We start from the raw sequence: 24,930 nt of genomic DNA on the forward strand, positions 1-24,930 counted from the left end.
ATAATCTCTCCTTTTTTACTTCTTTGTCATTCCTTTGAAAGCAAATGCAATGTTTGACGGACGTTCTGCAAGGCGTCTCATAAAATAGCCGTACCAATCCTCGCCGTATGGCAGGTAGACTCTCATGTTATAACCTTCTTTTACGAGGCTGAGCTGGGTTTGCGACCGCATGCCGTACAGCATCTGAAATTCAAACTTGTCATTGGCAATGCCATGTTCCTTGGCAAGCTGCTTTGTAAAGTCGATCATTTTGTCGTCATGTGTGGCAATCGCTGTATAGTGACCGTTTAAGAGCTGCTTTCGGATGATTTTTTTGTAATTTTCATCGACATCGCTTTTCTCCGGGAAAGCTACTTTTTCTGATTCTTTATAAGCTCCTTTTACAAGGCGAAGGAACGGGTTTAAAGAATCCAAATCGTCAATGTCTTTTTCCGTCCGGTACAGATAGGCTTGCAGCACTGTGCTCACATGCTCGTATTTCTTTCTGAAATCTTTGAAAATATCAAGCGTTTTCTGGCATCTGACTTCGTCCTCCATGTCAATGGTGACCATGATTTTATGTTTCTCGGCCGTCTGAAGGATTTTTGTCATATTTTCATACACCAAATCCATATCTATATCCAAACCTAAAGACGTCATTTTTAAAGAAACGTGTGAGTTCAGCTCCTGATCCGCGATGGTCGCAATGGTTTGAATGCACTCTTCCGTACGCTCCCGTGCGACCTCGGCGCTGTTCACAAACTCGCCTAAATGATCGACAGTAACTGACAAGCCTTGGCTGTTAAGCTGTCGAATGGTCGGGATTGAACTGTTAAAGTCATTCCCGCCGATAATTTTACCCGCTGCTACCCGGCTTCCCCAGTTCCTCGCCATTTTATTGAGAAAGCCGCTTTTGGATAAAAATAAGAAAAAATCTCTTGTGATCACTTCCAACCTCAACACCCCGCAATCTAAGAAGTATTTGTATGAGTTTATTGTAAATGGACAAAACCGACGTTCACAATATTCTCAAAATACAAAGATTCTGATTATTTTTGTGGGTTTGCCACAATCAGATAGTTAGAAAGTCGGGGGGGATTCTGTCGAATAAAGGAGAAAAGGAAGCGACAAAAAACATCAGCTTCCTCCATCCTTCCACACTTCTTCAACCGTATTCAAAAGCAAACGGTTCAACTCAGGTGTCATATCTTTTTTCTCTGCCTTCAGTTCTTTTGCCGCTTCCATGATTCTTTCGATTTCCGTTTCAATGAATTGGTGAATAACATTGATTCTTGCTTCGAGGTCAAGCTCTTCTCCTCTTCTTTTCCGTTCAAGCAAGGTTTCCATTTCAGCCTTCAGCTCGGGTTCAGCAACAAGTTCATTCATCAAAACAGTAAAGTCCATTGGCGGTATGGTTCCGTGCCTTTCAATCCATTGGCAGGCCAAAATAGGCCGAAGAACGTAGAAGTACTTTTTAATTTTGACCTCTTGTCCTTGTAGATAATCCTTGACGTTCCTTCTCGCCATATTGATATAGTGATACACGCTTGCTTCAGGCTTAAATGCCTCCGTGCGCAGTTTTCTTAACTGCTCTGCGGTCGTAAATGCTTCATAATACACAATGTCTGAGGACAGCCATTCGAGGAGCGGAGGGTTTGACTTTTTGAAAAGCCGAAGCGTTTTTCTCAGCTCCCAGCCGCTGATATCCAGCAAATCGTGAATCGGTTCCTCAATGACATCACGCTCCTGCTCAATTGAAAAATACCACTCCTTTTTCGGCACATAAATAAAGCGGACGTCGTAATCACTATCCTGCGAGGGAAATCCCCATGCGCGGCTTCCTGACTCGACGGCATACACGATTTTGACTCCGTATGACTGCTCGATCCGTTTTAATTCATCAATGATTCTTTGTTTCATATCTATTCGTCTCCAGTCTGTTCTCATTCCGGCAGTTTGCAGAAAAAAACCGCCTGATGATATGCGGCGGCTTTTCACATTTATCAGCCTTTAAGATGCTGCTTAAAGAAAGCAAGTTTTTCCGTTTGAAAAGCAGGGATATACTCATGTCCGAAGTAGCGGTACACCTTCAGCTCTTTCTCTGTTTCCAAATGATTGTAGGCGGCAAACACGGTGGACGGCGGCGTGACCTTGTCAATCAGGCCGATTGACATCAGGACAGGCACCTTCACTCGGTCAGCGAGATTCATAATATCGAAATATGAAAGTGTCTTCATCGCCTGCACTTCTGTTTCCGGGCTGCCATTTCTTCTGAAGAAGGAATTGATTTCAAGGTACGGCTGTTCAAGCGCCACATCAATGGCCCGTTCGAAGTTGCTTAAATAAGGATAATCGGCAACCGCGGCTTTTGGAATGTCTGACAGCGCCGCTGCGGCAATGGTTAAACCTCCGCCTTGGCTTCCTCCTGTCACACCGATCCTTGTTTCGTCAACCTCGTCGAAGCTGCTGATGACCTCAAGCGCGCGGACGGCGTCCAAATAAACACCGCGGTAATAGTATGTATCTTTATCAAGAATTCCTTTCGTCATCCAGCCCAAAGCGTGACCGTGCGGTGAAATACTCGTATCCTCGCTGCTCTGCTGGCCGCGGACAAGCATGCCGAATGTGGCGTAGCCATGGAGTGCCCAGTTTACCATTTCATGAATCTCACCATCATAGCTTGCATTGTAGCCATGATATTTCACGATCGCCGGATGCGGGCCTTGCTTGTCAGGCACCGCGTACCATCCGGTAATCCGGGCGTTTTCGAAGCTTTTATATGTGAGACGGTACACTTTTACTCCGTCAGCAGGATAGTCAACCGGCTGTAAATCAGGTTCTGCTTGGACTTTTGCAAGTTCCTCCAAAGACAATTTCCAAAACTCAGAAAAATCTTTCGGTGCTGTTTTTTCAGGCTTATATGTTTGCAATTGGTCGAGCGGCAGATCGAATAGTTGCATTTCCGATTATTCCCCTTTGTTTTATAAGATTTAGTTTGTATTCCTATACTACCACGTTTCGTCTTTGTTTTCTAAATATTTTCATCTTTGTTTCCCAGACAGCCTTCATCAAACGTTTGTTTAAGACTTTCCCGGCTTAGTTCCATAAAGGCCTGGGCCGTCAGACTGACATAGCGGTTCTTTAAAAAGACAAAGACGAGGGTTCGTGATGGCGCGGATTGAATCGATAAATAGATCACACCCGGATCTTTATCCCTTCTGACCATATTCGGTGCCATAGTCACACCTAATCCATTAGCCACAAGAGATTGGGCGGTTTCAATATGGCTCGTCTTAAAGGCAGCATTCGGCTTAAAGCCGCTTTCCGCACAGAGATCGAGAACTGTCCTGCGAAAGCCGAAGCCTTCTTTTAACAGAATAAAGGGCACGTTCCTTACCATGTCAATCGGCACACACGGCTGGCGTCCCTCATCTTCTTCCAGCGCTTTCTCAATCAGCGCGACCAATTCCGGCGGCATCCACCTTTGTTTTTCCTTCGGCACCGCGAGAACAACCGGTTCCGTGAGCAAGGGTGTAATGGAGAGCCGTTCATCCTCGATCGGCAAGGATAAAACAGAAAGGTCAACTTCTCCCTTTGCCGTCATCTCCTCTAATGAAACCGGATCTTTTTCAACAAGCTGAACCTCCACATGAGGATAGCGCGCCAAAAACTGCTTCAGCAGCGGGGGAAAGAGATATCTCCCTGTTACAGCAGGAATCCCGATGGATAATTTATGACCGATTCCCTGTGATCGCTCCTGCATTTCCCGAAGCAAATCATCTCTGGAACGAATGATGTCCTCGGCTTTTTCAATGAAACGCCTGCCGTGAGGTGTCAGTGTAACAGAGCTATGGGATCTGTGAAAAAGGGTAAGCCCCAGCTCAGCCTCAAGCTTTTTGATTTGCTGGCTGAGAGACGGCTGTGCGATATGAAGATGTTCCGCCGCCTTTGTAAAGCTTTGGTGCCGGGCAATTTCAGCTGCATATTCCATCACTTTAATATCCATTTCAGCCTCCATAGGTTGAACCTATCGTTTTCATCATTTTTATATCTTGGACGAATCATAACAGAAATTGCTAACATAATCCATATCATCATTTACGAAAAGAAGGAGCTGGTTCAAATGACTAATGAAACACCGTTTTCTAAAAACGCCGAGATGTATCGGGATGAAAAGGTATTTGCCGAGGGGGAAGATTTGGGGTTGATGATCAAAACAGCGGAATGCCGGGCAGAGCATCGAGTGCTGGATATAGGAGCGGGCGCCGGCCATACGGCCCTGGCATTTTCTCCTTATGTACAGGAGTGCATCGGTGTTGATGCGACGAAAGAGATGGTTGAGGTTGCGTCCTCCTTCGCGCAAGAAAAAGGAGCTGAAAACGTACGCTTTCAGCAAGGAACGGCAGAGTCACTCCCCTTCCCCGACGATTCATTTGACATCATCACCTGCCGATACGCAGCCCACCATTTTTCAGATGTCCGCAAAGCTGTCAGCGAGATTGCACGCGTACTGAAACAGGACGGACGTTTTCTCTTAGTTGATCATTACGCGCCTGAAGATCCCATTCTTGATGAGTTTGTCAATCATTTGAACCGGCTTCGAGACCCTTCCCATGTTCGAGAAAGCTCATTATCAGAATGGCAGGCGATGTTCAGCGCCAATCAACTGGCCTATCAAGACATCCAAAAGTGGAATTTGCCGATTCAATACGATAGCTGGATCAAACGAGGCGGAACTCCCGCTGACCGGGAAAAACAAATCATTACCCACTTGAATCACGCATCAGACGAAGCACGCGACACGTTCTGTATTACATTGAACCAAAACGGACAGCCCATCTCCTTTTGTTTAAAAGCGATTTTGATACAAGGGATAAAACGATAAAAAAAGCCGTGCGCTGCGCACGGCTTTTTACATCGGCTGATAAAGATCCCAGCCAATTTTTAATGTCTCAACAATGTAATCGGCAACCTCTTCCGGGGAAAGGTTGTCTGTTGCCACTTTTGAATTGTGCTTGTCATAAATGACTTTTCTTTCGTTAAACAGCTGTTCCATTTCATCCATTGAACGGTTATGCAGTACAGGGCGGCTTTCGATCAATAAATCCGCGCGCTGCTTCCAGTTCTCCCATGACAGGTCCAGATGAAGCACGAGACAGTTTTCCAGACAGCAATTTCTGATTTCTTCTTGTTTAAAAGATCCCCCGCCCAGAGATACGATTTTGAATCGTTTATGATGGCAGATGTCTAAAATATATTCCTTCTCCGTTTTCCGGAAAAAGTCTTCTCCCTTTTTCTCAAATATCTCAGGAATTGTCATATTGAAATCCTTTTCGATCTCTTGGTCAATATCAATAAAATCTCTATATAATTTTTTAGCGACCAATTGGCCGATTGTTGTTTTTCCTACACCCATGAATCCGATCAGGACGATATTTCTTTCTCTTACTGGGATGGCTCGTTTAGCGTTCATCTTCGGCGAAATCCTCCTAAGGAATGAAATTTTATATTCATTATATGCTTATTTAGCGAATATTTATATAGATACCGGCTTTACCGGTCAAGCTTATAGTGCGCTTTGTTGTTTAGCCATTTTTGCCTGAATGACATTCATTGTACAACATTTCTGCAGGTATTTTAATACTTCGACGCAAAAAAGCATTAAAACCTTCCGCCTTTATTGTTTTTCCAGCTGACTCTTCGATGGAAGGGTCTTTTTCTGTATGATAAATAGGAAGGGAGAAATGGCGATGATCATTTGGATAAACGGGGCATTCGGTTCCGGAAAAACACAAACAGCTTTCGAACTGCACAGAAGGCTGAAACCATCTTACGTGTATGATCCCGAGAAAATGGGTTTTGCGCTGCGCTCCATGGTGCCGCAGGAGATCGCAAAGGACGATTTTCAAAGCTATCCTTTATGGCGGGCGTTCAATTACAGTTTGCTAGCTTCTCTGACAGATACATACCGCGGCATCATTATTGTGCCCATGACGATTGTACATCCTGAATACTTCAATGAGATCATCGGCAGGCTCAGACATGAAGGGAGGATCGTTCACCACTTTACATTAATGGCTTCAAAGGAAACCTTGTTAAAAAGGCTGCGCACCAGAGCAGAAGGAAAAAACTCCTGGGCCGCCAAACAAATTGACCGCTGCGTTGAAGGTTTATCATCACCTATTTTTGAGGACCACATTCAAACAGACAACCTGTCGATTCAGGATGTGGCAGAGAACATTGCCGCGAGAGCCGAACTTCCATTAGATCCTGATACGAGAGGCAGCCTCCGAAGGTTCACCGACAGATTAATGGTAAAGCTGAATCATATCCGCATCAAATAAAGCTTCTGTACACGACAAAAGCCCGCTCCGAGAGCGGGCTTTCTTTAACTTATTTCCACCAGTCATCAAACATAGACGCCGGAACCTGGCGTTTATGTTCAGTCATGCTGTAGCGTTTTTCCAGCGCTTCTGATACTTTCGCTGATACTTCTTTTCCTTCGAGATAATCGTCAATCTCGTCGTAGGAAATGCCAAGCTCTGTTTCATCCGACTGCTGCGGTTTTTCGTCGAGCAGATCGGCAGTCGGTTCTTTTAAGTATAAGCGTTCCGGTGCACCCAGCTCTTTCAGCAGGGTTCTTCCCTGGCGCTTCGTCAAGCCTGTCAGCGGCAGGAGGTCTGCTCCGCCGTCACCGTACTTCGTAAAGAAACCAGTCACTGCTTCAGCAGCATGGTCTGTTCCTAACACAAGCAGGCCTTCCTGGCCGCCGATCGCGTATTGCGCGATCATTCTTGTTCTTGCTTTTACGTTTCCTTTATTAAAGTCAGTCAGCTGATCGCCTGTTTCCTGCTGATACTGATCAGAAAAAGCGCTGACTGTCGATTTAATATCAAACTTCCATGATTTATCCGGCTTAATAAACTTCAAAGCAAGCTGGGCATCGTCTTCATCCTGCTGTGTGCCATGCGGAAGACGGACCGCGATAAATTGAGCGTCTCCGCCCTCTTCGCGAATGCTCTCCACCGCAAGCTGAGCGAGTCTTCCCGCAAGTGTTGAATCCTGGCCCCCGCTGATTCCCAATACAAAGCCTTTAGCACCGGTTTTCTTTACATATTGTTTTAAAAAATTGACTCGGTCCTCAATTTCTTGCTTTGGATCAATTGAGGGCTTCACATGTAACTCACGCATAATCTTTTCCTGCATGCTCATCCCAATCATTCCTCCTGTACATTTTCCCTTGTTACTGATCATTTCCCCAAATCAATGAAAATGAATCATGCCTGTTATGTATCCCTATTAAATATAGCACAGGTCTTCATTCACAGTGAACAAGAGAGATCAGCTGACTTCAACCCGTATGGATGTCACACTGTCGCCATTGCATTTCCCTTTTTCAATCGGGCAGGAAGAAAACGCGACAATTAAATCCATCTCCGCCCTGAGCCTTACATAATCTCCGGCATTCGAAAGCGGTGTTTCCACAGACAGATTCCCTTTCTCATCAAGGACAGTATTCATAAAAATCGCAAATGGGTAATGCATGTGAGGCTTCGGTACGCCAAACTGCTCAAGCGCACGGTTCATATTGTCATAGCACGTATCCTGAAACTCATCCTTTTGCTTCCCATATAAGAGCCTGTTCATATCAGGACGGCAGGCCGGCAGCAGCAGATCATGCTTGCCGACCGTATCTTCAATCAGGGTTAACATCGGCTTATACAGGTTGGAGTAGAGATGGTCGTTGACCTTCACATGAATGGAGTGATTGGCGTCTATCGTCGCTCCCTGATCAAGGTGTTCATAAAAATCCTTGGCATGGTATGCGACAAAATCAGCCACCTGCTGCCCTTCTACATCAACCACCTTTAAAATCTGACCCTTTTTCAGCTTCAGCCCCAGCCCTTTTTTCGGCTCCACAATATATTGCTGTGTCATTGGTTTGCTCCTTTTTTCATTAGTATGAGCGTCCGCTTCCTTCTCCATGTAAAAAGAGGCAAAAATCCGATGTATATAAGCTTCGGACAGATCACAATCTAACCTTAGATAAAAGGGGTTGAATAAATAATGAGCCAAACAAAAAAAGACCAGCCAAAAGGGAATCTGGCTTGGTGGCAGCTGTCACTGATCGGAGTCGGCTGCACGATTGGAACAGGCTTCTTTCTCGGTTCCAGCATCGCAATTGTAAAAAGCGGTTTTTCCGTTCTCCTTTCATTTCTGATCGCAGGGATCGGTACGTATTTTGTCTTTGAACAGCTCGCCAAGCTATCGGCGAAGCAGCCGGAAAAAGGTTCGTTTTGTGCGTATGCCCGAAAAGCATTCGGCAAATGGGCAGGCTTCAGCAACGGCTGGGTGTACTGGACATCAGAAATGCTGATTACCGGAAGCCAGCTGACAGCCATTTCGCTATTTACGAAGCATTGGTTTCCTCAAGTGCCGCTATGGGTGTTTGCCTCAATCTACGCGGTACTGGGGCTCCTTATTATTTTCACCGGCCTGTCCGTCTTTGAAAAAACAGAAAACGTGCTGGCAGTCATTAAAACAGCTGCTATTTTTATGTTTATTGTCATTGCCATCCTGGCTTTATGCGGTATCCTGTCCGGCGGAAATCATGGCATACATGTTCCAAATAAGACGAGTGAGTTTTTCCCATACGGCGCCATGGGGCTATGGACAGGTTTAATCTACGCGTTTTACGCTTTTGGCGGAATTGAGGTCATGGGGCTGATGGCGGTTCACTTAAAAAAACCTGAGGAAGCGTCTAAATCAGGGAAACTGATGCTGGCGACGCTGGCAATTATTTATATCATTTCAATCGGGCTGGCTCTGCTTTTGGTTCCGTTACACGCCTTTACTGAACAGGACAGTCCGTTCATTACGTCATTAAAAGGATATAACCTTGAGATCATCCTTGATATATTTAACGGGATTTTCATCATCGCCGGGTTCTCGACCCTTGTCGCTTCGCTTTTTGCCGTTACGACATTGCTTTGTACAATGGCTGATGACGGCGACGCGCCGAAATGCTTTACTCTAAAGGAAGGCAAAAAAATATGCTGGCCGGCACTTGGGCTGACGTTTGCGGGGCTTGTCCTCTCCATTATTCTGTCGTTAGTGCTGCCTAAAAACATTTATGAGCATATGACAACAGCTGCGGGGCTTATGCTTTTATACACTTGGCTGTTTATCCTGTTCTCCAGCAAAAAGCTGACTGATCCCGAGGGCATGGGAAAAACGCAAATTTATTTAGCGATGGTTCTGATTGCTGCAGCTGTGTCCGGTACATTGTTTGAAAAATCAAGCCGGCCCGGTTTTTTCGTCAGCATAGGTTTTCTCGTGATCATCGCCATCGTGACCATGATCTATCAAAAAAAGCAGGGTCATAAAGATCGCCCTGCCAGTCCTTGATTATTTATTTCATTTTGTTGAACATGTTCTTTAAATAAGAAAACGGGCACTTCGATACCTGTTTTTCGTCATCACGGAGGAAATACTGCTTCCATTCACGATTATCCTTTCCTCCGTACCAGCCTAATTGCGGGTGAATCGGAGCCTGATCATAGGCCTCTAAACGAGATCGGATCAGCCTGCTCATGTTACGGCCAAATGCAGTTGATCCATTTAGGTCATCAAACACCCACCTTGGCTGAAACGTGACCATAAAAAAAGGAAAGCTCCGGCTTCTTCTTGCCTCGTGCCCCGGTGTAGCGCACAGAATGAAATACGGCTCGCCGTCAAAACAAAACTCCCATTTATAATGCTCAGGATTGGCCGGAATGTCTTCCGGCCATTCTTTTTCGTCTTGATGACTCAGTCTATTTAAAAAGCGCCAAAACAGCTCTTCATACGCTTCAATCGAATAATGCTCCGCCAAATCTTCCGGTGTATCAAACAACACAACGAGGGATGCGTATTTTCCCGTGTCCCGCGATATCTTGCCGTACTCCGCAAGCAACGGAGCCAGGTCCTCCGCTGTACGGTTTTCCCGCGGATCTCCGGCAAAAGCAATCCGAAGCTGATCAGTCAGAAACGCCTGGCGTCCGGGAATGCATGGAAACGTATCCGCGTCGTCCGCCAGAGTTTCTGCCAGCAGTTCAAAAGCGATTCTTTGCCATTCAGGAAGCTCTTCCTGAATACGTTCCAGAAAACTTTTGGTGTAAATCCCATTCACCATTGATCCACCTCCAGTATCATCTGGATACTATATTAAAACTGGAAGCGGCAGGTGACTGTCCTTCATGAATCAGCCCAATAACTGTTTGATGCCCTGATAACCAAAGTAAAAGCCAAACACAAGGAGGGATACACCGGCGATTCCGGTCAATCCTCTCAATAGCTTTTCATGAAGCAGGTTTCTGAACGTACTGGCTGTGATAGCCATGCAGAAATCCCAGATTAAAATGCCGATCATGATGCCGGAGCTATAGATTAGAAGCTGATTCATATTGTAGGCCTCTGCTGTTTTCGCAAGAATGCTTCCGTAAATTCCAAGCCAAAAAAGGATGCTCAATGGGTTTGACAATGAAATGAGAAAACCCGATGCGAATGTTTTCCTGTATGACGGTTTCCCCCGCGAGCTTCGCACATCCATCGGTTCTCTGACATTTTTCAGCGTTTCAATTCCGGTATAGGTCAGGACAAAAAAGCCGAACAGCCACAAAAACGTTTTCACAAATGGAGCGGTCAAGAACTGCGATAGCCCGAAATAGATAAAAAGCATGTACAGCCCATCCGCTGTCATGGCGCCTAAACCGAAAATCCATGCATGCCAAAAACCGTTTTTAATTCCTTTGTCTATTTGCGCCGCATTCACTGGCCCCACAGGCGCAGACAAGGACAGTCCCAGCACAATATAGCTCAAAAAAATGTTCACCGGCCCGTACTCCCTTCTCTTATGTAACTTGTACAATTTATTCGGGAACGGGCCAAGCTATGCACAAATTCACTTACTGTTTCAGACGTTCAAGCTCTTCCTCCATAATATCGGCGGCTTTGCCTACAAAACTGAAAATGAGTTCCAGCTCCTCTTCCGTATATTCGCGGCACAAATCCATCGTTGACTCAGACAGAGGACGGAACAAATCCTTTATATGTTTTTTCGAAGCAGTCAAAGGGACGATTACGACTCTCCTGCGATCGTTCGGGTCCTTTTCACGAGCCACATACCCCGCTTTTTCCAGCCGGTCAACAAGCGCCGTGACTGACCCCGTGCTGAGGCCGGTTTTTTTCCCCAGTTCTCCGGCCGTCATCGGCCCTGCTTCATTTAAAATGTCAGCTGATTTCAAATCGGTGGGAAACAGACCGAGAGCTTGAGCGGCTGCCTGATGAAACAGAACCGTTCTTGTGCCCAGTTTTCGAAAAAGCTGAACAGCAGTCTTTTCCAACTCACTTCTGGAATTTCTTGTTGACAACTGACAGTCCTCCCTATAAAATCGAGTTTATCTTGATAATCGAGATATTCAACAATCAAACTATTATCATGATATCAGAACTTACATAGAAAAGTAAGAGGAGGTAGAACAAATGGACACAACAACAGCAAAACAGGCTTCCACCAAATTTGTGGTCCTCGGTCTCCTGCTGGGCATCTTGATGTCTGCAATGGACAATACGATTGTTGCCACCGCGATGGGCAATATCGTAGCCGATCTTGGAAGCTTCGATAAATTTGCCTGGGTGACGGCATCCTATATGGTGGCGGTTATGGCTGGCATGCCGATTTACGGCAAGCTTTCCGATATGTACGGCCGAAAACGTTTTTTCCTGTTTGGACTTATTTTTTTCTTAATCGGTTCTGCTTTATGCGGGATTGCCCAGACGATGAATCAGCTGATCATCTTCCGGGCCATTCAAGGGATCGGAGGCGGCGCGCTCCTGCCGATTGCCTTTACCATTATCTTTGATTTGTTTCCGCCGGAAAAACGCGGAAAAATGTCCGGCATGTTCGGTGCTGTATTTGGATTATCCAGTGTTCTTGGTCCGCTCTTAGGCGCGATCATTACAGATTCGATCAGCTGGCACTGGGTGTTTTACATCAATGTGCCGATCGGCGCATTGTCATTGTTTTTCATTATTCGCTACTACAAAGAATCTCTGGAGCACAGAAAGCAGAAAATAGACTGGGGCGGCGCGATTACCTTAGTCGTATCCATTGTATGCCTGATGTTCGCCCTTGAGCTTGGCGGCAAAACATACGATTGGAATTCCATTCAGATCATCGGGCTGTTTATTGTATTCGCCGTTTTCTTCATTGCCTTTTTTATTGTGGAGAGAAAAGCAGAAGAGCCGATTATTTCTTTCTGGATGTTTAAGAACCGCTTGTTTGCCACAGCACAGATTCTCGCTTTCCTGTATGGCGGAACATTTATTATTTTAGCGGTATTTATTCCGATTTTCGTTCAGGCGGTCTACGGCAGCTCGGCGACAAGCGCGGGCTTCATTCTGACGCCGATGATGATTGGATCAGTCATCGGAAGCATGATCGGCGGGATCTTCCAAACGAAGGCAAGCTTCCGCAATTTGATGCTGATATCTGTTATAGCTTTCTTTATCGGCATGCTGCTTCTTTCCAATATGACGCCTGACACAGCACGGGTATGGCTGACAGTCTTTATGATGATTTCAGGCTTTGGTGTAGGCTTTAACTTCTCCCTGCTGCCGGCGGCATCGATGAATGATCTTGAACCTCGCTTTCGGGGAACGGCAAACTCTACAAATTCATTTTTGCGATCATTTGGCATGACCTTAGGCGTCACCATTTTCGGAACGGTGCAAACAAACGTATTCACGAACAAGCTGAGCGACGCCTTCAGCGGTATGAAAGGCTCAGCGGGATCAGGTGCTGCGCAAAATATTGGCGACCCGCAAGAGATATTCCAAGCGGGAACACGTTCCCAGATTCCTGATGCGATCCTGAATCGCATTATTGACGCGATGTCATCAAGTATTACGTATGTGTTTTTGCTCGCTTTGATTCCAATTGTCCTCGCGGCGGTTACCATTTTGTTTATGGGAAAAGCCAGAGTAAAAACAACAGCCGAAATGACAAAGAAAGCAAATTAACATAAAAAAGCAGTACATGCTGGGCATGTACTGCTTTTTTCTATTACACTCCTAATCTTGCAAGAATAAACGTCCATATACAAATGATCAATAACAGAATCAGGCTGTACGCCACTGTCCTTTTAAACAGTTTAGATTCCTTGCCTGTTTGGCCGACCGCTGCGGCAGCGATGGCGATAGATTGAGGAGAAACAAGTTTCGCCATGACACCGCCCGCCGTATTTGCGGCTAACAGCAAGTCAGAACCCGCACCGATCTGCGCTCCGGTGACAACCTGCAAATGGCCGAACAAAGCGTTATTGCTGACAACAGAACCGGTGATGAACACGCCAATCCAGCCGAGAACAGGACTGACAAACGGGAACAGGTCTCCTGTTTTCGCCAATGCTAACCCAATTGAAGAGCTGAGCCCTGCGAAGTTGGCCAGATTGGCAAACCCCATCACGAAGCAGATCGTCATTATCGGCACCCACAGCTCTTTTCCTGTCTCCTTCAGGGAAGCAAAGGCATCCCGAGAGGAGAACTTTTTGCTGAACAGCCCTGTCACGATGACCGCCGCTAAAATCGCTGTACCAGTCGCTGACAGCAGATCAACTTTAAAGACTGCATCTAACGGCATGGCAGATGGCGCAATCGGCGGCATTTTCATAATTTGCTGATGCAGAAAAGGCATTTTGAACAGGAGCGTTGATTGATATAACAGCCCGCCTTCTTGGAAAAGCGCTTTGAAGGCAGGAAGGCTCCAGATGGTGATCGCCGCAGTTAAAATGTAGAATGGAGACCACGCTTTCGCAATGTCAGCGGCACGGTATGCCTTTTTCTCACCAGCATCGCCGGCCCCTTCCTCGCGGTAAATCTCTTTCGGCTGCCATTTGCGGAGGAAGAGGGCAAGCCCGCCCATGCTGAATAAGGCCGCCAAAATGTTTGCTAATTCCGGCCCGAGCACCGCCATTGTCAGTGTCTGAACCGCTGTATACCCACCGCTCACAACCAGAAGAGCGGGCCATGTCTGTTTGATTCCTTTCATTCGGTCTAATAAGAATACAAGCAGGAATGGTATTAAAAATGAGATCATCGGCAGTGTCCACATTAATGTCCGAGACAGCTCAAGAGCAGACAAATCACCAATCTGCGCCCCTGTGATGACAGGAATCCCGATCGCCCCAAAGGCTCCGGAGGCGGCGTTTGCAATCAAGCAGAGCGCTGCCGCTTTTAACGGTTTAAAACCAAGTTCGACGAGCAGCGCCGCACTAATCGCAATCGGAACACCAAAACCGGCCGCGCCTTCTAAAAACGCGTTAAAACAAAAACCAATTAATAATAGCTGTAATCGTTGGTCAGGCGAAATGCCGGCAATGCTGGACCGAATAATGGTAAATTTCCCGGTTTTCACTGCGATTTTATACAGCCACACCGCCATCAGGACGATGTAGCCAATGGGCCACAGCCCGCTCCCGATTCCTAACAAAACAGAAGAAATCGCTTTTTCAACCGGCATATGAAATGCCCAAACGGAGACGAAGAAACTGACGGCTAGGGTAAGAAATGCCGCAAGAATGCCTTTCATTTTCAAAACAGTTAAAGCCAAAAGAAAAAAGAGAATCGGAGTGAGCGCCACAAGTGCGCTCACATACTCGTTTCCAAACGGATCATACAACTGCTCCCACATTGACAATCAGCCCTTTACTCTAAAGTTGCGGTTAGTTGACTTTTTGTTCTGCAAAATGAGGTTTTAAAATGTTTTTAAGGACGCCGGCGCTGTGAAGGAACTGTTCTTTTTCTTTCTCATTTAAGTTCAGCTCAGTGATACCTGCGATCCCTCCGCGGTTCACGACAGCCGGCACACCGATGTACACGTCATCTGCACCGTATTGCCCGTCCAAATATGTGCTGACAGTTAATATGCTGTTTTCATTATGAAGAATGGCTTTTGTAATGCGAGCAAGACTCATCGCAACTCCATAATAAGTCGCGCCTTTTTTCTCAATGATATGGTAAGCTGCGTTTTTCACATCATCTACAATTTGGTCCAGCTCCTCTTGTTTGTACGCATCGTTTTTCTCAACGAGTTCACTGACCGGCACACCGCCGACATTCGCGTGGCTCCAAACAGGAAGCTCTGTGTCGCCGTGCTCTCCGATAATATGCGCGTGCACGTTTTGAGGCGCTGCGCCAAAGTATTCGCTCAGCATGAAACGGAATCTCGCAGAATCAAGTGTTGTGCCGCTTCCAATCACCCGCTCTCTTGGCAGGCCGCTGAATTTCCATGTTGCGTAAGTCAGGATATCAACCGGATTTGTCGCGATTAAGAAAATGCCGTCAAATCCGCTCGCCATGACTTCACTGACGATGCCTTTGAAAATCTTCAAGTTCTTTTCTACTAATTCAAGACGTGTCTCACCAGGTTTTTGGTTTGCTCCGGCGCAAATGCAGACAATATCAGCATCCTTGCAGTCTTCATATGTTCCGTAAGATGTTTTGACCGGTTGTGGCGCAAACGCCTTTCCGTGGTTTAAATCCATCACATCGCCCATTGCTTTTTCTTTATTTACATCAATGACCACAAGCTCATCTGTGATCCCTTGGTTAATTAACGCAAATGCATAACTGCTTCCAACAAAACCCGCTCCGATTAAAGCTACTTTATTTACATGTTTGTTCATCATTAATCATCCTTCCAGGGTATGTTTCTCTTTGATGTCTTTTTGTTTGTGAAGTATTTCACATTTATATTGTGCAACACTTCACAAACTTTTGCAAGGGAAAAGTTTTGTCTGATTTATGAACAAAAAAGAAACCATCATAGATGGTTTCTTTCGGTAAGTCCCGTCTAGCCTTGTCCTCAATGGGGAAGAGAACCGCTTAAGCCCGAGTCATTATATAAACCATTTTGCACGTAATCAAAGCCAGGCTGATTCTGGCCGGGCACTTGGGCGCTGCCATTATTAAAAATCACTTTGGCGTTGGTTGTATCCGTGTCCGCAGGCAGTGTCAGCGTGTAAATTCCATCTGCATTTTTAGTCATTGGTTTTCCAGGCCAAGATCCGGTCAATTCAATTGCCTGGCCCCCATCATGTTTATAGATATAAGCATTTACCTGGCTCCAATGATTCGGATTTTGATAGCCGATGGTTTTGGCCGAAGCTGGATCTCTTTTAATAAAACTGTATTCCTCGGTCCTCGTTACACCATCACTGTTCGTTCCTTTTAACATGATGGTGTATGTTTTGCCAAATGGATCTCCTTTTCCGATTGTGAATTGATCTCCATCCTTAAACGCCGTCTCTGGTCCATTATTGATTTGATAAACGGCTTTTGTTGTATTCGCATCTGCACGCAAGGTAATCGTCAGTTGATCATTGAAAGAATGTGTTACACCTGTTTTGTAATTCTCAAGGAAAACATGAGGCGCTTTTGCAATATCATCAGGATAAAGCACAGCTACAGACCTGGCATTGATCGTGCCTGTCAGTTTACCATCGTTCACTTGAAATGAACCCGCTCCAGCTTTATTGTCATACCTGCCATCAGGCAATTTTGTTGGCGTATTGATAGAAACAGAGGATGAACCTGCATTTGCCAGCACAACGCCATGTGAGCCGCGCTGATTCATAAATATCTGGTTGTTTCCATTCGGGTTCGAGAGTTCCTCAGGCTGTCCAGCCATCACATTGTGAAATCTATTGACCGCAGTGATAGCCTGATCTTCAAATAAAGCACTCCCGCGATCGCCTATTTGGCTTTTCCCCGGGAATCTCACACCATTTCCGCCTCCCTCAGGTCTGGAAAAGAAAAGAGGCGTACTGCCTGAACGAGAAGCTATCACCGCCCAGCCTAAACGGATATCATCATCGCTCATCCATGTCGACTCTTCATCATCATTGGCATACGTATCATGCGACTCTACCCATGTCACTAGCTTGTCCGCAGACACATCAGATGCATAGTGGGAGATATTCGACACGCCCAGATTACGATTCTTTAAAGCGGACCTTATGGAATGCCCATAGTTAGACGCTGTCACATCCATATAATTCGCATATGCAGCATCTCTGGAGGCACTGTCCTGCAGGATTTCTCCGTATTGGAACTCTGCAGATGTATTTGTGATATTCGGCCAAAATTGACTGCCGTAACTCCCATCATCCGGAAGCTCTATATGTTTGGCGGCATCAAATCGAAAACCGTCTGCCCCGTCATTCAATGCCCTTTCTAAGAACCGTTTCAGATAGGACTGTACTTGTGTATTTTGTGTATTCCAGTCATACAGCCCGAGCAATGAATTCTGCGTGACATCCCATCGATCAGACCAGTTTTTAATTTGTGTGTTTCCATGTGTCCAGTTTGGAATACTCTTAACCTCATTGGAAATCGCGGCATAATCACTGGTGGTATGATTGATGACCGCGTCAACAATGACCTTTATGCCATATTCTTCAGCGGCTGCACACATTTCTTTAAATTCTTGTTCAGTACCTAAGTAACGGTTGCCAATTTGATACGATGTCGGCTGATACAGCCAGTACCAGTTCGACATGCTTTTATCTCCTTGATTCCCTTCCTTTACTTGGTTAATCGGAGATGTCTGAATGGCTGTATATCCTGCATCATGAATATCCTTCATATTGTGTTTTAACGTATTGAACGACCAATTCCATGCATGAAGAATGGTTCCGCTTTTAATCGACGGTGCTGTAAGCTCATTCGATTTGTTCGCCGTTTCAGCACTCGCAGCCGCCGGTCCTGCCAGAACCAAATGAAACAGCAATAAAAATCCAGCGAATAACGGCAGTAAAGAGGTTTTGAATCGTTTTGCAAACATTCTTGACACTCCTTATTTGATTTTTTGAAGACTTACTTCGGAGTCAAAAATCCCTCTTACTTCATTCTTCCGCTTCCTCCTTTCAAACCGATGTGAAGACTGGAGAATTTTGTCAACGCTTACATTTTAAATTATCACAATCACTCTATCAAAACAACTTGGCAGAGTGAATACAAATCAATGTTCCTATAAAAAAAGCTGCCCGAAACTATGAACGCTTCCCTCGCTTAGGGTGGCAGGTACAGCTGTACGAGTAGTTGGACAGCTGAAGGGGAAGAGGCTAGCAGTCGAAAATCTGGTGAGGCCGCGACATCACAGCGACATTGTAAATTTCAGTAGGGGGAGGTTGAACCCTTGATATATAAATGTTCCTGTGATTGTTCACAATGTAACAGGTTTACTTTGTAACAGTGTTAGTGAGCTATTTATATTTTTCGCGGAATTTTATTGAACAAGTGTAAGGGAGTGGTTTTGTAATGAAGAGGTTACTCTCTCAAAGAAACGAATGAAGGTAAATCCAAGTTTCCTACGTTTAGTCATAAAAAGATGTTTAACATTGGACGAGAAAGGTTCAACAAAAACAAAATCTCCAGGTTCAGACTTCAATTTTTTCAATGAATGAAACTTATGTCGCTGACTTTAGCATAAATTCCACCATGCGAGCTGGCGTACCATCTTGGGAAGACAGCAGAAATTTTATATCTTAAAGTGTGTAGCCGGTTATAGCACTTCATTAAAATCATAGTTAATGACATTAATCAGTTCAGAGCGTTATCCGATTTCATATGCTGAGTTTGCTTTTTTTAGACGATGGCCTCTCTAATCCTTTCTCTCAAACCATATTTAGATAGGGAACACCATTCCCTTTATCCCTTTGCGAAAAGACCTGTAGGGTAACAACCCATGGGGTTTTTCCAACAAGTCTGAGTTGACAATCCCACAAATGTTACAGTAATAATTGGAATATAAATTAGTAGTACTTATTAGATGGGAGGATAATCGGTGAATAATTCAAAAAATAATAATAGTGACACAAAACAATTTGATGTTAGTTTACAGATTCGTAATTTTGAAATCGAGTTGTTTTGGAAGAGATCATTGTTTTTTTGGGGGTTTATAGCCTCAGCATTTGTTGGTTTTTCTAGTTTATACGGAAAAAATTTTTACTTATCAATTATTATTGCTGATTTCGGATTTATTTGTTCTTTATGTTGGACATTAGTTAATCGTGGTTCAAAATTTTGGCAAGAGAATTGGGAAAGCAAGGTTGAAAACAAAGAAATCAACAAACACTCTGAGTTGTTTACAAAAATAGAACCTATACAGAAAAAGTTTTTCCTACTGCAAGCAAGAAAATATTCAGTGAGTAAATTGGCTATTGGATTAAGTGATTATGTTGTAATTCTTTGGCTAGGAATTATTATCTCTGCTATTTTTAAAGATTTTTTAAATGCAAAAACAATTACTTGTGGTTTTTCAATCTTTACACTTTTATATGGAATTTACATGATGATATTTGGGAGAATCACAAGTAAATAAAGGTTTCACTAGGTTTTGTGTTTTGAGCCGGTTCGATACCGGCTTTTTCAATCAAAGGAAAAAAACGTGTTTTCCTTCTACTTTCTCTCCCCTGTCGTTTTTATAGATCAGAAGGCTTTTTGTAGTCTGTTATTGACTCCCCGTTGTTTACTTGGACATATGTTATCCTATAGTTTTCATTATCTGTGATTGTCGCACACACTGTTGTAGGTAAAGATAATGTGCTAGTATATGTATTTGTTTCGTACGTCTCCCATGCGTAATCTTTCGTTTCACTATCATAAGGAGTTGAATCAGCATCTAACTCTTCAGCAGAAATCTCAAGTTCGTATTCAATATCCACACTAAACTCAATTACAGTATCGTCCCCATCTTTTTCGGTGCTTAAAATTGTGGAATCATAACTCTCGATTTTATTTGCAATAGCAGAAGTAACTTCCGCAGACGAAAAATCCTCATGATAAACTTGAATATCATAACTCTCAATTTCCTTAATCTTCTCTTTGATGGATTCTTGAACCTTTTTTTGCGCCAACCATTCTTGTAAATTTACTTTTCCCACAACAAATTCCCCCACGTTTTTGGTTTTCATGATATTATACTCAGGCTACTTTAAAAAGAATTCTTATTTAAAGAGCTCAATATAATTATATCATATATCCATTTATATCCAGAAATAAAATCAACAAGCTATTGCTTTCAAAAAAACGCCCCATCCGGTTAAGGATGGGGCTGGTTTCGTTTATACTACTTTATCCGGAGGTTCGATCCAATCTACAGCGATGTTTTGCTTACATCGTCTGCAAGTTGCGTTTACGCTGCCCGAAGCTACTCCGTTGTGTTTATAACCGCAGTTAGGGCACGTGTACTTTGCGCCGCCTTTCGCGACTGCAAAAAACGGTAAACTGAAGATGATTAGCATACCACCCGCAATTATTCCGATTATCGTTAGGCTTAAGAGGAAACCAACAAAAACGAGTAAGATACCGATTATCAAACATACTATTCGACTTGCGCCAAACCGTTGTTTCTTTACAGTCACCGTTTTATATTCCACGTTATCCGCCCGTCCTTTATATGAGTTAGCAAAACTATAATACGGCGCCAAACTGTAGCACCTTGAGCTATTTATGATGTTATCAAATAGAAATTTATATGTCACCTAACAAAAAATAACCCCGGAGGGTCTAATTCCGAGGCCGGTAGAAACCAATCCTCAAGCACAAAGATTGATTGTATTTAATGATACACATAGCGTTGAGATATGTAAACCAGGTATGTTACTTGGAGTATATCTTCATTTTTTCATTGGTCTTTTTACCGTTCTTAATCTTATCCAGGTACTTTTTAAGAAAAGAATCATATAGACTATCAGGAATATATCCAAGTTTTTGCTGCAAGAGATTTTCAAAGATATTTATTTTCTATGTGAGGAATTGATAATCATTCCTGGATTCCTGTGAATCAGTGTTACCTTCTTATAACAGCCAAAAAGCACACAAGGTTAATATCCGTAAAGGGGTGTTCTCCAGCCCTTTACGGATTGTTAAGACCAATTTATTTGTGGCAGCTGCCTGTTTACAAAAATTAGCGATCCTTTTGTGCTTTTATGAAACACGGACAAAATCACCGGTCTCATAGAAATAAAAGATACGGGCCACATAGAGCAATTCTTTAAGGATTACTATCATCTTTATAAAAAACTTCATAAGCTAATTGAAGAGTTGCCAAAATAAAATATGTCCGGAAAGATCCGGGCGTGTTTTATCTTGGCAAAACTTTCTTGTACTAAAGGTCCAGGATTGAACCAGGTGCAGCTGAAGGAAAAGATCGATGTCTGGAATCTGGAATTGGTGAGACATAAATATTAGGTCATAAAAAAGAACCAGTGGCTTCCTGGTTCTCATTGATTTACAGCCATAATTGGCTCTTATATATGTTTGCGTACTTTTTGTTTCGTAGACGTCTTGCTAGTGCTGTCCACTTCAAATAGCTCCTGTCTAACCATTGGATAAACGAGTTTATAAAATAAGTATCCAATAGTAGAGCCTAGTGTATTTAATATAAGATCATCTACATCAAAGCTTCTGTATGTGAGTCCAATCGCTGATGATATAGTAAACTGTTTCCAAACAAAAAAAGAAACCATCTATTTTTCAAGATGATTTCTTTTTTATTTCTTCTTTTACCGCTCTTCTGTAAGCCAGCTTCACAATCACATACCGAAGCAGAAACAGAACGCCGCCGCAGACGATAAAAAGAAGAATCATTTTCAGCCAAGCGAAGAATGTATGGGGAATCCCCCTGTCGTACATCGTAAGCACCACTACCGCAAAGGCGACCGCAATTGATTCTATTCGCTGCTGCTTCACCCGTTTTTGCAGTTCTTCTTTGGTGTCTATTCTCGGCATGAGCATTCCGGATGCCGCAGCCCTGATGCAGTAATATAAGATAATGATGAACAAAAACACAAGGCTTGCAGCCCATTCTTTAAACGGAAATGCAAACATAATGCCGCGGATGATCACATCAAGCAGCGCAAATGCTCCCGCTATCATCCCAATCTCCGACCAGATTTTTTGTTCTTTTTCTTTTACTCTCTTATTTTTCCCATTCACGCCTGAAAGTCTATTACGCAGATTATTCATGACCTTCCTCCCGCACTTTTACGAATGGCTTATGGCTTACATGTTACAATAACAGCCTGCGCTTCTGCAATGAATAACTCAAAAGCCCGCCGTACAAGCCGGCGGGCAGCAATCGTTAAAACGGCCCCCAATTGATCATGACGCCGATCACGATAAAGACAAGCCCGATCAAGAACCAAATCAGAGCAAGCGGCACCATAAACCGCAGCCACTTGACATACGGAATACCGCTGGCGGCAAGCACCGCCATGAGAACGCCGGATGTCGGATTCACACAGTTGACGACCCCTTCTCCAAGCATAACTGCCTCCACCGCAACCTGTCTCGTGATTCCCATCAAATCAGCGAGCGGCGCCAGGATTGGAATAAATACAACGGCTTCGCCAGACCCTGAAGAGATGAGAAAATGAAGCAGCGCACTGGCGATATACATGCCGATTGCCCCGGCAATCGGGCTGAATCCGTCCAAAAGTGAAGCCAAAGCATTGACGACAGTATCGAGGAGCTTTCCATTTTCAAGGATAACGGAAATGCTTCGTGCCATCCCGACAATCAGCGCCCCGTATACAAGACTTTGGCAGCCCGTAATGAAGGTTTTGGCAATATCGTTCGCCGCAAGCCTGCCTATTAAACCGGCAAGGACAGAAATAAAAATAAATGTCGCAGCCATTTGGGAATCTGACCAGCCAAGCTTCAAAGCGCCGTATAAAAATCCGACAAGTGAGAGTCCCGCCACAGCCAAAATCAGCTTATGGCGAACGGTAAACGGCACTGACTGATCTTCTTCTTTACCGGCTTCGCCCATTCCTGCCGCAGGGAACCAATCTGTTCCTAACACACTGGCATCTTTGGATTTTTTTAATTTTCTCGTATACAAATAGATATAAATAATAGAAGACAGCAAAAAGCATATGTATATCACAACTCGCAGGCCGATTCCAGAAAAAAGAGGGAGCTCCGCGATTGATTGTGATAAACCGAGCGGTGACGGTGATAATATGGTGGAGTTAAATCCAGCGTAGCAGCCGATGTAAATAACAGCGGCTCCCGCGACTGCGTCCCATTTTAAGGATCGTGCCACAATGAGGCCGATGGGGATAAAACCGATAACTGAATTCACGACAATCCCGGTTGTTCCGAGAATGGAGAACAATGCGCCGACAATACAAATAAATAATAATTGCTTTGTGCGGAATTTGCTGATGACATTGTAAATCAGGCCGTTGATGGCACCCGTTTTTTCTAGAATAGCAATGGTGCCGCCTGTGAATAAGATCAGAAAGATGATGGGTGCTGATCCAACCATTCCATCCTGTAGAGAAGTAAAAAAGCTGATCAAGCTGACCGGAGACTGTTCAATGGAATGATAGCTTCCCGGAACAGCGGTCGTGACATCCCCCTTTGTCACGCGGTCAAATTCACCTGCCGGCACAATATATGAAGCGATTGCACAAATGAAAGCAATCATAAATAAGAGGACATAGGCGTCAGGCATTTTAAATGTCATTCGTTTTTTCTTAGGCTGTGTTTCGGCTGCTGGCATACTCATATTTCGATCCATCCCCTCTGTTTGAAAATATTAATTATTCTGAATAGTAGCAATATGTGCTATATTATATACAGCCTATCTTCCTGTTTCAATATAAATAAAGTAAAGAAGGTAAAAATTCATTCTGATAGAAGGAGGTATTTCTTACCATGCAAAAGCTTTCAGAAGACATGAAACAAACCATTATGGACATCTTCGAGCATCTGCACGCGAACCCTGAAGTCAGCTGGAAGGAATATGAGACAACTTCATTTTTGAAACAAAAGCTTGAGGATTTAGGGTGCCGGACGCGCACGTTTTCAGACTGCACCGGGGTTGTCGGCGAAATCGGCTCAGGCTCACCTGTTGTAGCGGTACGCGCTGATATTGACGCGCTGTGGCAGGAGGTTAACGGCACATTTCGCGCCAACCATTCCTGCGGACACGATTCACATATGACAATGGCATTGGGCACGTTAATGCTGCTCAAAAAACAACCTGAGCTTCCGAAGGGCACAATCCGTTTTATCTTTCAGCCGGCAGAAGAAAAAGGCGGCGGCGCCTTGAAAATGATAGAAGAAGGCGTGCTTGATGATATCGACTATTTGTATGGCGTTCACGTCCGTCCGATTCAGGAAACACAGAACGGCCGCTGCGCTCCGTCTATTCTGCACGGATCAAGCCAGCACATTGAGGGAACGATCATCGGGGAAGAGGCTCATGGCGCCCGTCCGCACCTCGGGAAAAACAGCATTGAAATTGCGGCATTTCTTGTACATAAGCTCGGACTCATTCATATTGACCCGCAAATCCCGCATACCGTCAAAATGACAAAACTTCAAGCCGGCGGTGAAAGCTCTAACATCATTCCAGGAAAAGCATCGTTCAGCCTTGATTTGCGCGCACAGACCAATGAAGCCATGGAGGCGTTAATCGCCGAGACAGAAAGAGCCTGTGAAGCGGCCGCCGCTGCATTCGGCGCAAAAATCGAGCTGCAAAAAGAACACAGCCTTCCTGCGGCAACACAAAACAAAGAAGCTGAAGCGATCATGGCAGAAGCCATTACAGATATCATCGGGGCTGAGCGGCTTGATGACCCGCTTGTCACTACCGGCGGAGAGGATTTCCATTTTTACGCCGTGAAGGTGCCGAATCTGAAAACAACGATGCTCGGACTAGGCTGCGGGCTCCAGCCGGGGCTCCATCATCCGCACATGACCTTTGACAGAAATGCGATGTTCAACGGCATTCACATTTTAGCGAATGCCGTATTAAAAACTTTTCAAAAGGCTGATTCACCCGCTGCCGCTTACGTAAAATAACGCAAAAAAAGCAGCCTGTCACAGGCTGCT

23 protein-coding genes and 1 pseudogene are annotated in these 24,930 nt (G+C 44.5%); 6 read left to right on the forward strand and 18 right to left on the reverse strand.

Annotation, left to right across the window (positions count from 1 at the left end):
- Window positions 1–15: 15 nt before the first annotated feature.
- From putB to CW370_RS17365, 4 genes are all read right to left on the reverse strand, one after another.
- Window positions 16–927, reverse strand: a complete 912-nt coding sequence (putB, locus tag CW370_RS17350) for a proline dehydrogenase PutB (RefSeq protein ID WP_003246421.1) — start codon at window positions 925–927, stop codon at window positions 16–18.
- A 189-nt stretch (window positions 928–1,116) separates the two neighbouring features.
- A complete protein-coding gene (locus CW370_RS17355; protein WP_101169856.1) occupies window positions 1,117–1,899 on the reverse strand; it encodes a nucleotidyltransferase domain-containing protein in 783 nt (260 codons plus the stop codon).
- Window positions 1,900–1,982: 83 nt separating this feature from the next.
- On the reverse strand, window positions 1,983–2,939 hold the full coding sequence (gene cah, locus CW370_RS17360) for a cephalosporin C deacetylase (RefSeq protein WP_024572106.1): 957 nt from the start codon (window positions 2,937–2,939) through the stop codon (window positions 1,983–1,985).
- A gap of 71 nt (window positions 2,940–3,010) precedes the next feature.
- Window positions 3,011–3,985, reverse strand: coding sequence for a LysR family transcriptional regulator (locus tag CW370_RS17365; RefSeq protein WP_024572107.1), 975 nt, complete (start codon window positions 3,983–3,985; stop codon window positions 3,011–3,013).
- Window positions 3,986–4,102: 117 nt separating this feature from the next.
- On the opposite strand from CW370_RS17365, the gene CW370_RS17370 reads away from it, so the two are divergent.
- A complete protein-coding gene (locus tag CW370_RS17370; RefSeq protein WP_024572108.1) occupies window positions 4,103–4,864 on the forward strand; it encodes a class I SAM-dependent methyltransferase in 762 nt (253 codons plus the stop codon).
- Window positions 4,865–4,891: 27 nt separating this feature from the next.
- Here the strand turns inward: CW370_RS17370 and CW370_RS17375 are convergent, their stop codons facing one another.
- On the reverse strand, window positions 4,892–5,452 hold the full coding sequence (locus CW370_RS17375) for a shikimate kinase (protein ID WP_019712415.1): 561 nt from the start codon (window positions 5,450–5,452) through the stop codon (window positions 4,892–4,894).
- Window positions 5,453–5,729: 277 nt separating this feature from the next.
- Between CW370_RS17375 and tmrB the strand changes: the two genes are divergently transcribed.
- Window positions 5,730–6,323 (forward strand): tunicamycin resistance ATP-binding TmrB, encoded by a 594-nt coding sequence (tmrB, locus tag CW370_RS17380; RefSeq protein ID WP_029317205.1) that lies wholly within the window; start codon window positions 5,730–5,732, stop codon window positions 6,321–6,323.
- Window positions 6,324–6,372: 49 nt separating this feature from the next.
- On the opposite strand, the gene nadE is transcribed toward tmrB, so the two are convergent.
- Together nadE and CW370_RS17390 are read right to left on the reverse strand one after the other, a co-directional pair.
- Window positions 6,373–7,191 (reverse strand): ammonia-dependent NAD(+) synthetase, encoded by an 819-nt coding sequence (nadE, locus tag CW370_RS17385; RefSeq protein ID WP_003246440.1) that lies wholly within the window; start codon window positions 7,189–7,191, stop codon window positions 6,373–6,375.
- 129 nt (window positions 7,192–7,320) lie between these two features.
- Window positions 7,321–7,917, reverse strand: coding sequence for a DUF1989 domain-containing protein (locus CW370_RS17390; protein WP_003246345.1), 597 nt, complete (start codon window positions 7,915–7,917; stop codon window positions 7,321–7,323).
- Window positions 7,918–8,046: 129 nt separating this feature from the next.
- Between CW370_RS17390 and CW370_RS17395 the strand changes: the two genes are divergently transcribed.
- Window positions 8,047–9,387 (forward strand): amino acid permease, encoded by a 1,341-nt coding sequence (locus CW370_RS17395; RefSeq protein WP_024572720.1) that lies wholly within the window; start codon window positions 8,047–8,049, stop codon window positions 9,385–9,387.
- A gap of 4 nt (window positions 9,388–9,391) precedes the next feature.
- On the opposite strand, the gene CW370_RS17400 is transcribed toward CW370_RS17395, so the two are convergent.
- The 3 genes from CW370_RS17400 to CW370_RS17410 all read right to left on the reverse strand — a co-directional run bounded on the left by CW370_RS17400 (window position 9,392) and on the right by CW370_RS17410 (window position 11,390).
- Window positions 9,392–10,153 carry a YqcI/YcgG family protein gene (locus CW370_RS17400; protein ID WP_101169857.1) on the reverse strand — a complete coding sequence of 254 codons (762 nt, stop codon included), beginning with the start codon at window positions 10,151–10,153 and terminating at the stop codon, window positions 9,392–9,394.
- A gap of 69 nt (window positions 10,154–10,222) precedes the next feature.
- Window positions 10,223–10,852 carry a LysE family translocator gene (locus CW370_RS17405; RefSeq protein WP_003246469.1) on the reverse strand — a complete coding sequence of 210 codons (630 nt, stop codon included), beginning with the start codon at window positions 10,850–10,852 and terminating at the stop codon, window positions 10,223–10,225.
- A gap of 73 nt (window positions 10,853–10,925) precedes the next feature.
- Window positions 10,926–11,390, reverse strand: coding sequence for a MarR family transcriptional regulator (locus CW370_RS17410; RefSeq protein WP_003246360.1), 465 nt, complete (start codon window positions 11,388–11,390; stop codon window positions 10,926–10,928).
- Window positions 11,391–11,502: 112 nt separating this feature from the next.
- On the opposite strand from CW370_RS17410, the gene bmr3 reads away from it, so the two are divergent.
- Window positions 11,503–13,041 (forward strand): multidrug efflux MFS transporter Bmr3, encoded by a 1,539-nt coding sequence (gene bmr3, locus CW370_RS17415; protein ID WP_003234681.1) that lies wholly within the window; start codon window positions 11,503–11,505, stop codon window positions 13,039–13,041.
- Window positions 13,042–13,084: 43 nt separating this feature from the next.
- Here the strand turns inward: bmr3 and CW370_RS17420 are convergent, their stop codons facing one another.
- The 4 genes and pseudogenes from CW370_RS17420 to CW370_RS21620 form a co-directional block, all read right to left on the reverse strand.
- Window positions 13,085–14,710: an L-lactate permease gene (locus tag CW370_RS17420; protein ID WP_003246465.1), complete on the reverse strand. Its 1,626-nt coding sequence runs from the start codon at window positions 14,708–14,710 to the stop codon at window positions 13,085–13,087.
- 31 nt (window positions 14,711–14,741) lie between these two features.
- Window positions 14,742–15,707 (reverse strand): L-lactate dehydrogenase, encoded by a 966-nt coding sequence (locus CW370_RS17425; protein WP_024572029.1) that lies wholly within the window; start codon window positions 15,705–15,707, stop codon window positions 14,742–14,744.
- Between the two features lie 176 nt (window positions 15,708–15,883).
- Window positions 15,884–17,863 carry an alpha-amylase gene (gene amyE / locus CW370_RS17430; RefSeq protein ID WP_024572030.1) on the reverse strand — a complete coding sequence of 660 codons (1,980 nt, stop codon included), beginning with the start codon at window positions 17,861–17,863 and terminating at the stop codon, window positions 15,884–15,886.
- Window positions 17,864–18,011: 148 nt separating this feature from the next.
- Window positions 18,012–18,092, reverse strand: a pseudogene (locus tag CW370_RS21620) (DUF6773 family protein); the annotation flags it as partial.
- Between the two features lie 773 nt (window positions 18,093–18,865).
- Between CW370_RS21620 and CW370_RS17435 the strand changes: the two are divergent.
- Complete coding sequence (locus tag CW370_RS17435) at window positions 18,866–19,402, forward strand: RipA family octameric membrane protein (protein WP_024572031.1); 537 nt, start codon at window positions 18,866–18,868, stop codon at window positions 19,400–19,402.
- Window positions 19,403–19,502: 100 nt separating this feature from the next.
- Here CW370_RS17435 and CW370_RS17440 read toward each other — a convergent pair whose 3' ends face one another.
- The 4 genes from CW370_RS17440 to CW370_RS17460 all read right to left on the reverse strand — a co-directional run bounded on the left by CW370_RS17440 (window position 19,503) and on the right by CW370_RS17460 (window position 23,599).
- Complete coding sequence (locus CW370_RS17440) at window positions 19,503–19,964, reverse strand: hypothetical protein (RefSeq protein ID WP_014475729.1); 462 nt, start codon at window positions 19,962–19,964, stop codon at window positions 19,503–19,505.
- Between the two features lie 1,368 nt (window positions 19,965–21,332).
- Window positions 21,333–21,551 carry a VanZ family protein gene (locus CW370_RS21845; protein ID WP_080262600.1) on the reverse strand — a complete coding sequence of 73 codons (219 nt, stop codon included), beginning with the start codon at window positions 21,549–21,551 and terminating at the stop codon, window positions 21,333–21,335.
- A 7-nt stretch (window positions 21,552–21,558) separates the two neighbouring features.
- Window positions 21,559–22,050, reverse strand: a complete 492-nt coding sequence (locus CW370_RS17455) for a DUF6773 family protein (RefSeq protein WP_024572033.1) — start codon at window positions 22,048–22,050, stop codon at window positions 21,559–21,561.
- Window positions 22,051–22,165: 115 nt separating this feature from the next.
- A complete protein-coding gene (locus tag CW370_RS17460; RefSeq protein ID WP_024572034.1) occupies window positions 22,166–23,599 on the reverse strand; it encodes a YfcC family protein in 1,434 nt (477 codons plus the stop codon).
- A 149-nt stretch (window positions 23,600–23,748) separates the two neighbouring features.
- Here CW370_RS17460 and CW370_RS17465 point away from each other — a divergent pair, with 149 nt between their 5' ends.
- Window positions 23,749–24,900 carry a M20 peptidase aminoacylase family protein gene (locus tag CW370_RS17465; protein WP_032724871.1) on the forward strand — a complete coding sequence of 384 codons (1,152 nt, stop codon included), beginning with the start codon at window positions 23,749–23,751 and terminating at the stop codon, window positions 24,898–24,900.
- Window positions 24,901–24,930 lie beyond the last annotated feature (30 nt).

Source organism: Bacillus sp. SN32 (assembly GCF_002837495.1).
GTDB classification, from domain to species: Bacteria; Bacillota; Bacilli; order Bacillales; family Bacillaceae; genus Bacillus; species Bacillus subtilis.

What these genes read in the sequence shown, in the direction of transcription:
- CW370_RS21845 (WP_080262600.1), bottom strand. Translation starts at nt 21,551, where the DNA reads ATGGTTTCTTTTTTTGTTTGGAAACAGTTTACTATATCATCAGCGATT.
- amyE (WP_024572030.1), bottom strand. Translation starts at nt 17,863, where the DNA reads ATGTTTGCAAAACGATTCAAAACCTCTTTACTGCCGTTATTCGCTGGA.
- CW370_RS17390 (WP_003246345.1), bottom strand. Translation starts at nt 7,917, where the DNA reads ATGACACAGCAATATATTGTGGAGCCGAAAAAAGGGCTGGGGCTGAAG.
- CW370_RS17425 (WP_024572029.1), bottom strand. Translation starts at nt 15,707, where the DNA reads ATGATGAACAAACATGTAAATAAAGTAGCTTTAATCGGAGCGGGTTTT.
- bmr3 (WP_003234681.1), top strand. Translation starts at nt 11,503, where the DNA reads ATGGACACAACAACAGCAAAACAGGCTTCCACCAAATTTGTGGTCCTC.
- CW370_RS17465 (WP_032724871.1), top strand. Translation starts at nt 23,749, where the DNA reads ATGCAAAAGCTTTCAGAAGACATGAAACAAACCATTATGGACATCTTC.
- CW370_RS17365 (WP_024572107.1), bottom strand. Translation starts at nt 3,985, where the DNA reads ATGGATATTAAAGTGATGGAATATGCAGCTGAAATTGCCCGGCACCAA.
- CW370_RS17420 (WP_003246465.1), bottom strand. Translation starts at nt 14,710, where the DNA reads ATGTGGGAGCAGTTGTATGATCCGTTTGGAAACGAGTATGTGAGCGCA.
- CW370_RS17455 (WP_024572033.1), bottom strand. Translation starts at nt 22,050, where the DNA reads ATGAATAATCTGCGTAATAGACTTTCAGGCGTGAATGGGAAAAATAAG.
- CW370_RS17355 (WP_101169856.1), bottom strand. Translation starts at nt 1,899, where the DNA reads ATGAAACAAAGAATCATTGATGAATTAAAACGGATCGAGCAGTCATAC.
- CW370_RS17400 (WP_101169857.1), bottom strand. Translation starts at nt 10,153, where the DNA reads ATGGTGAATGGGATTTACACCAAAAGTTTTCTGGAACGTATTCAGGAA.
- CW370_RS17460 (WP_024572034.1), bottom strand. Translation starts at nt 23,599, where the DNA reads ATGAGTATGCCAGCAGCCGAAACACAGCCTAAGAAAAAACGAATGACA.
- CW370_RS17375 (WP_019712415.1), bottom strand. Translation starts at nt 5,452, where the DNA reads ATGAACGCTAAACGAGCCATCCCAGTAAGAGAAAGAAATATCGTCCTG.
- tmrB (WP_029317205.1), top strand. Translation starts at nt 5,730, where the DNA reads ATGATCATTTGGATAAACGGGGCATTCGGTTCCGGAAAAACACAAACA.
- nadE (WP_003246440.1), bottom strand. Translation starts at nt 7,191, where the DNA reads ATGAGCATGCAGGAAAAGATTATGCGTGAGTTACATGTGAAGCCCTCA.
- CW370_RS17395 (WP_024572720.1), top strand. Translation starts at nt 8,047, where the DNA reads ATGAGCCAAACAAAAAAAGACCAGCCAAAAGGGAATCTGGCTTGGTGG.
- cah (WP_024572106.1), bottom strand. Translation starts at nt 2,939, where the DNA reads ATGCAACTATTCGATCTGCCGCTCGACCAATTGCAAACATATAAGCCT.
- CW370_RS17370 (WP_024572108.1), top strand. Translation starts at nt 4,103, where the DNA reads ATGACTAATGAAACACCGTTTTCTAAAAACGCCGAGATGTATCGGGAT.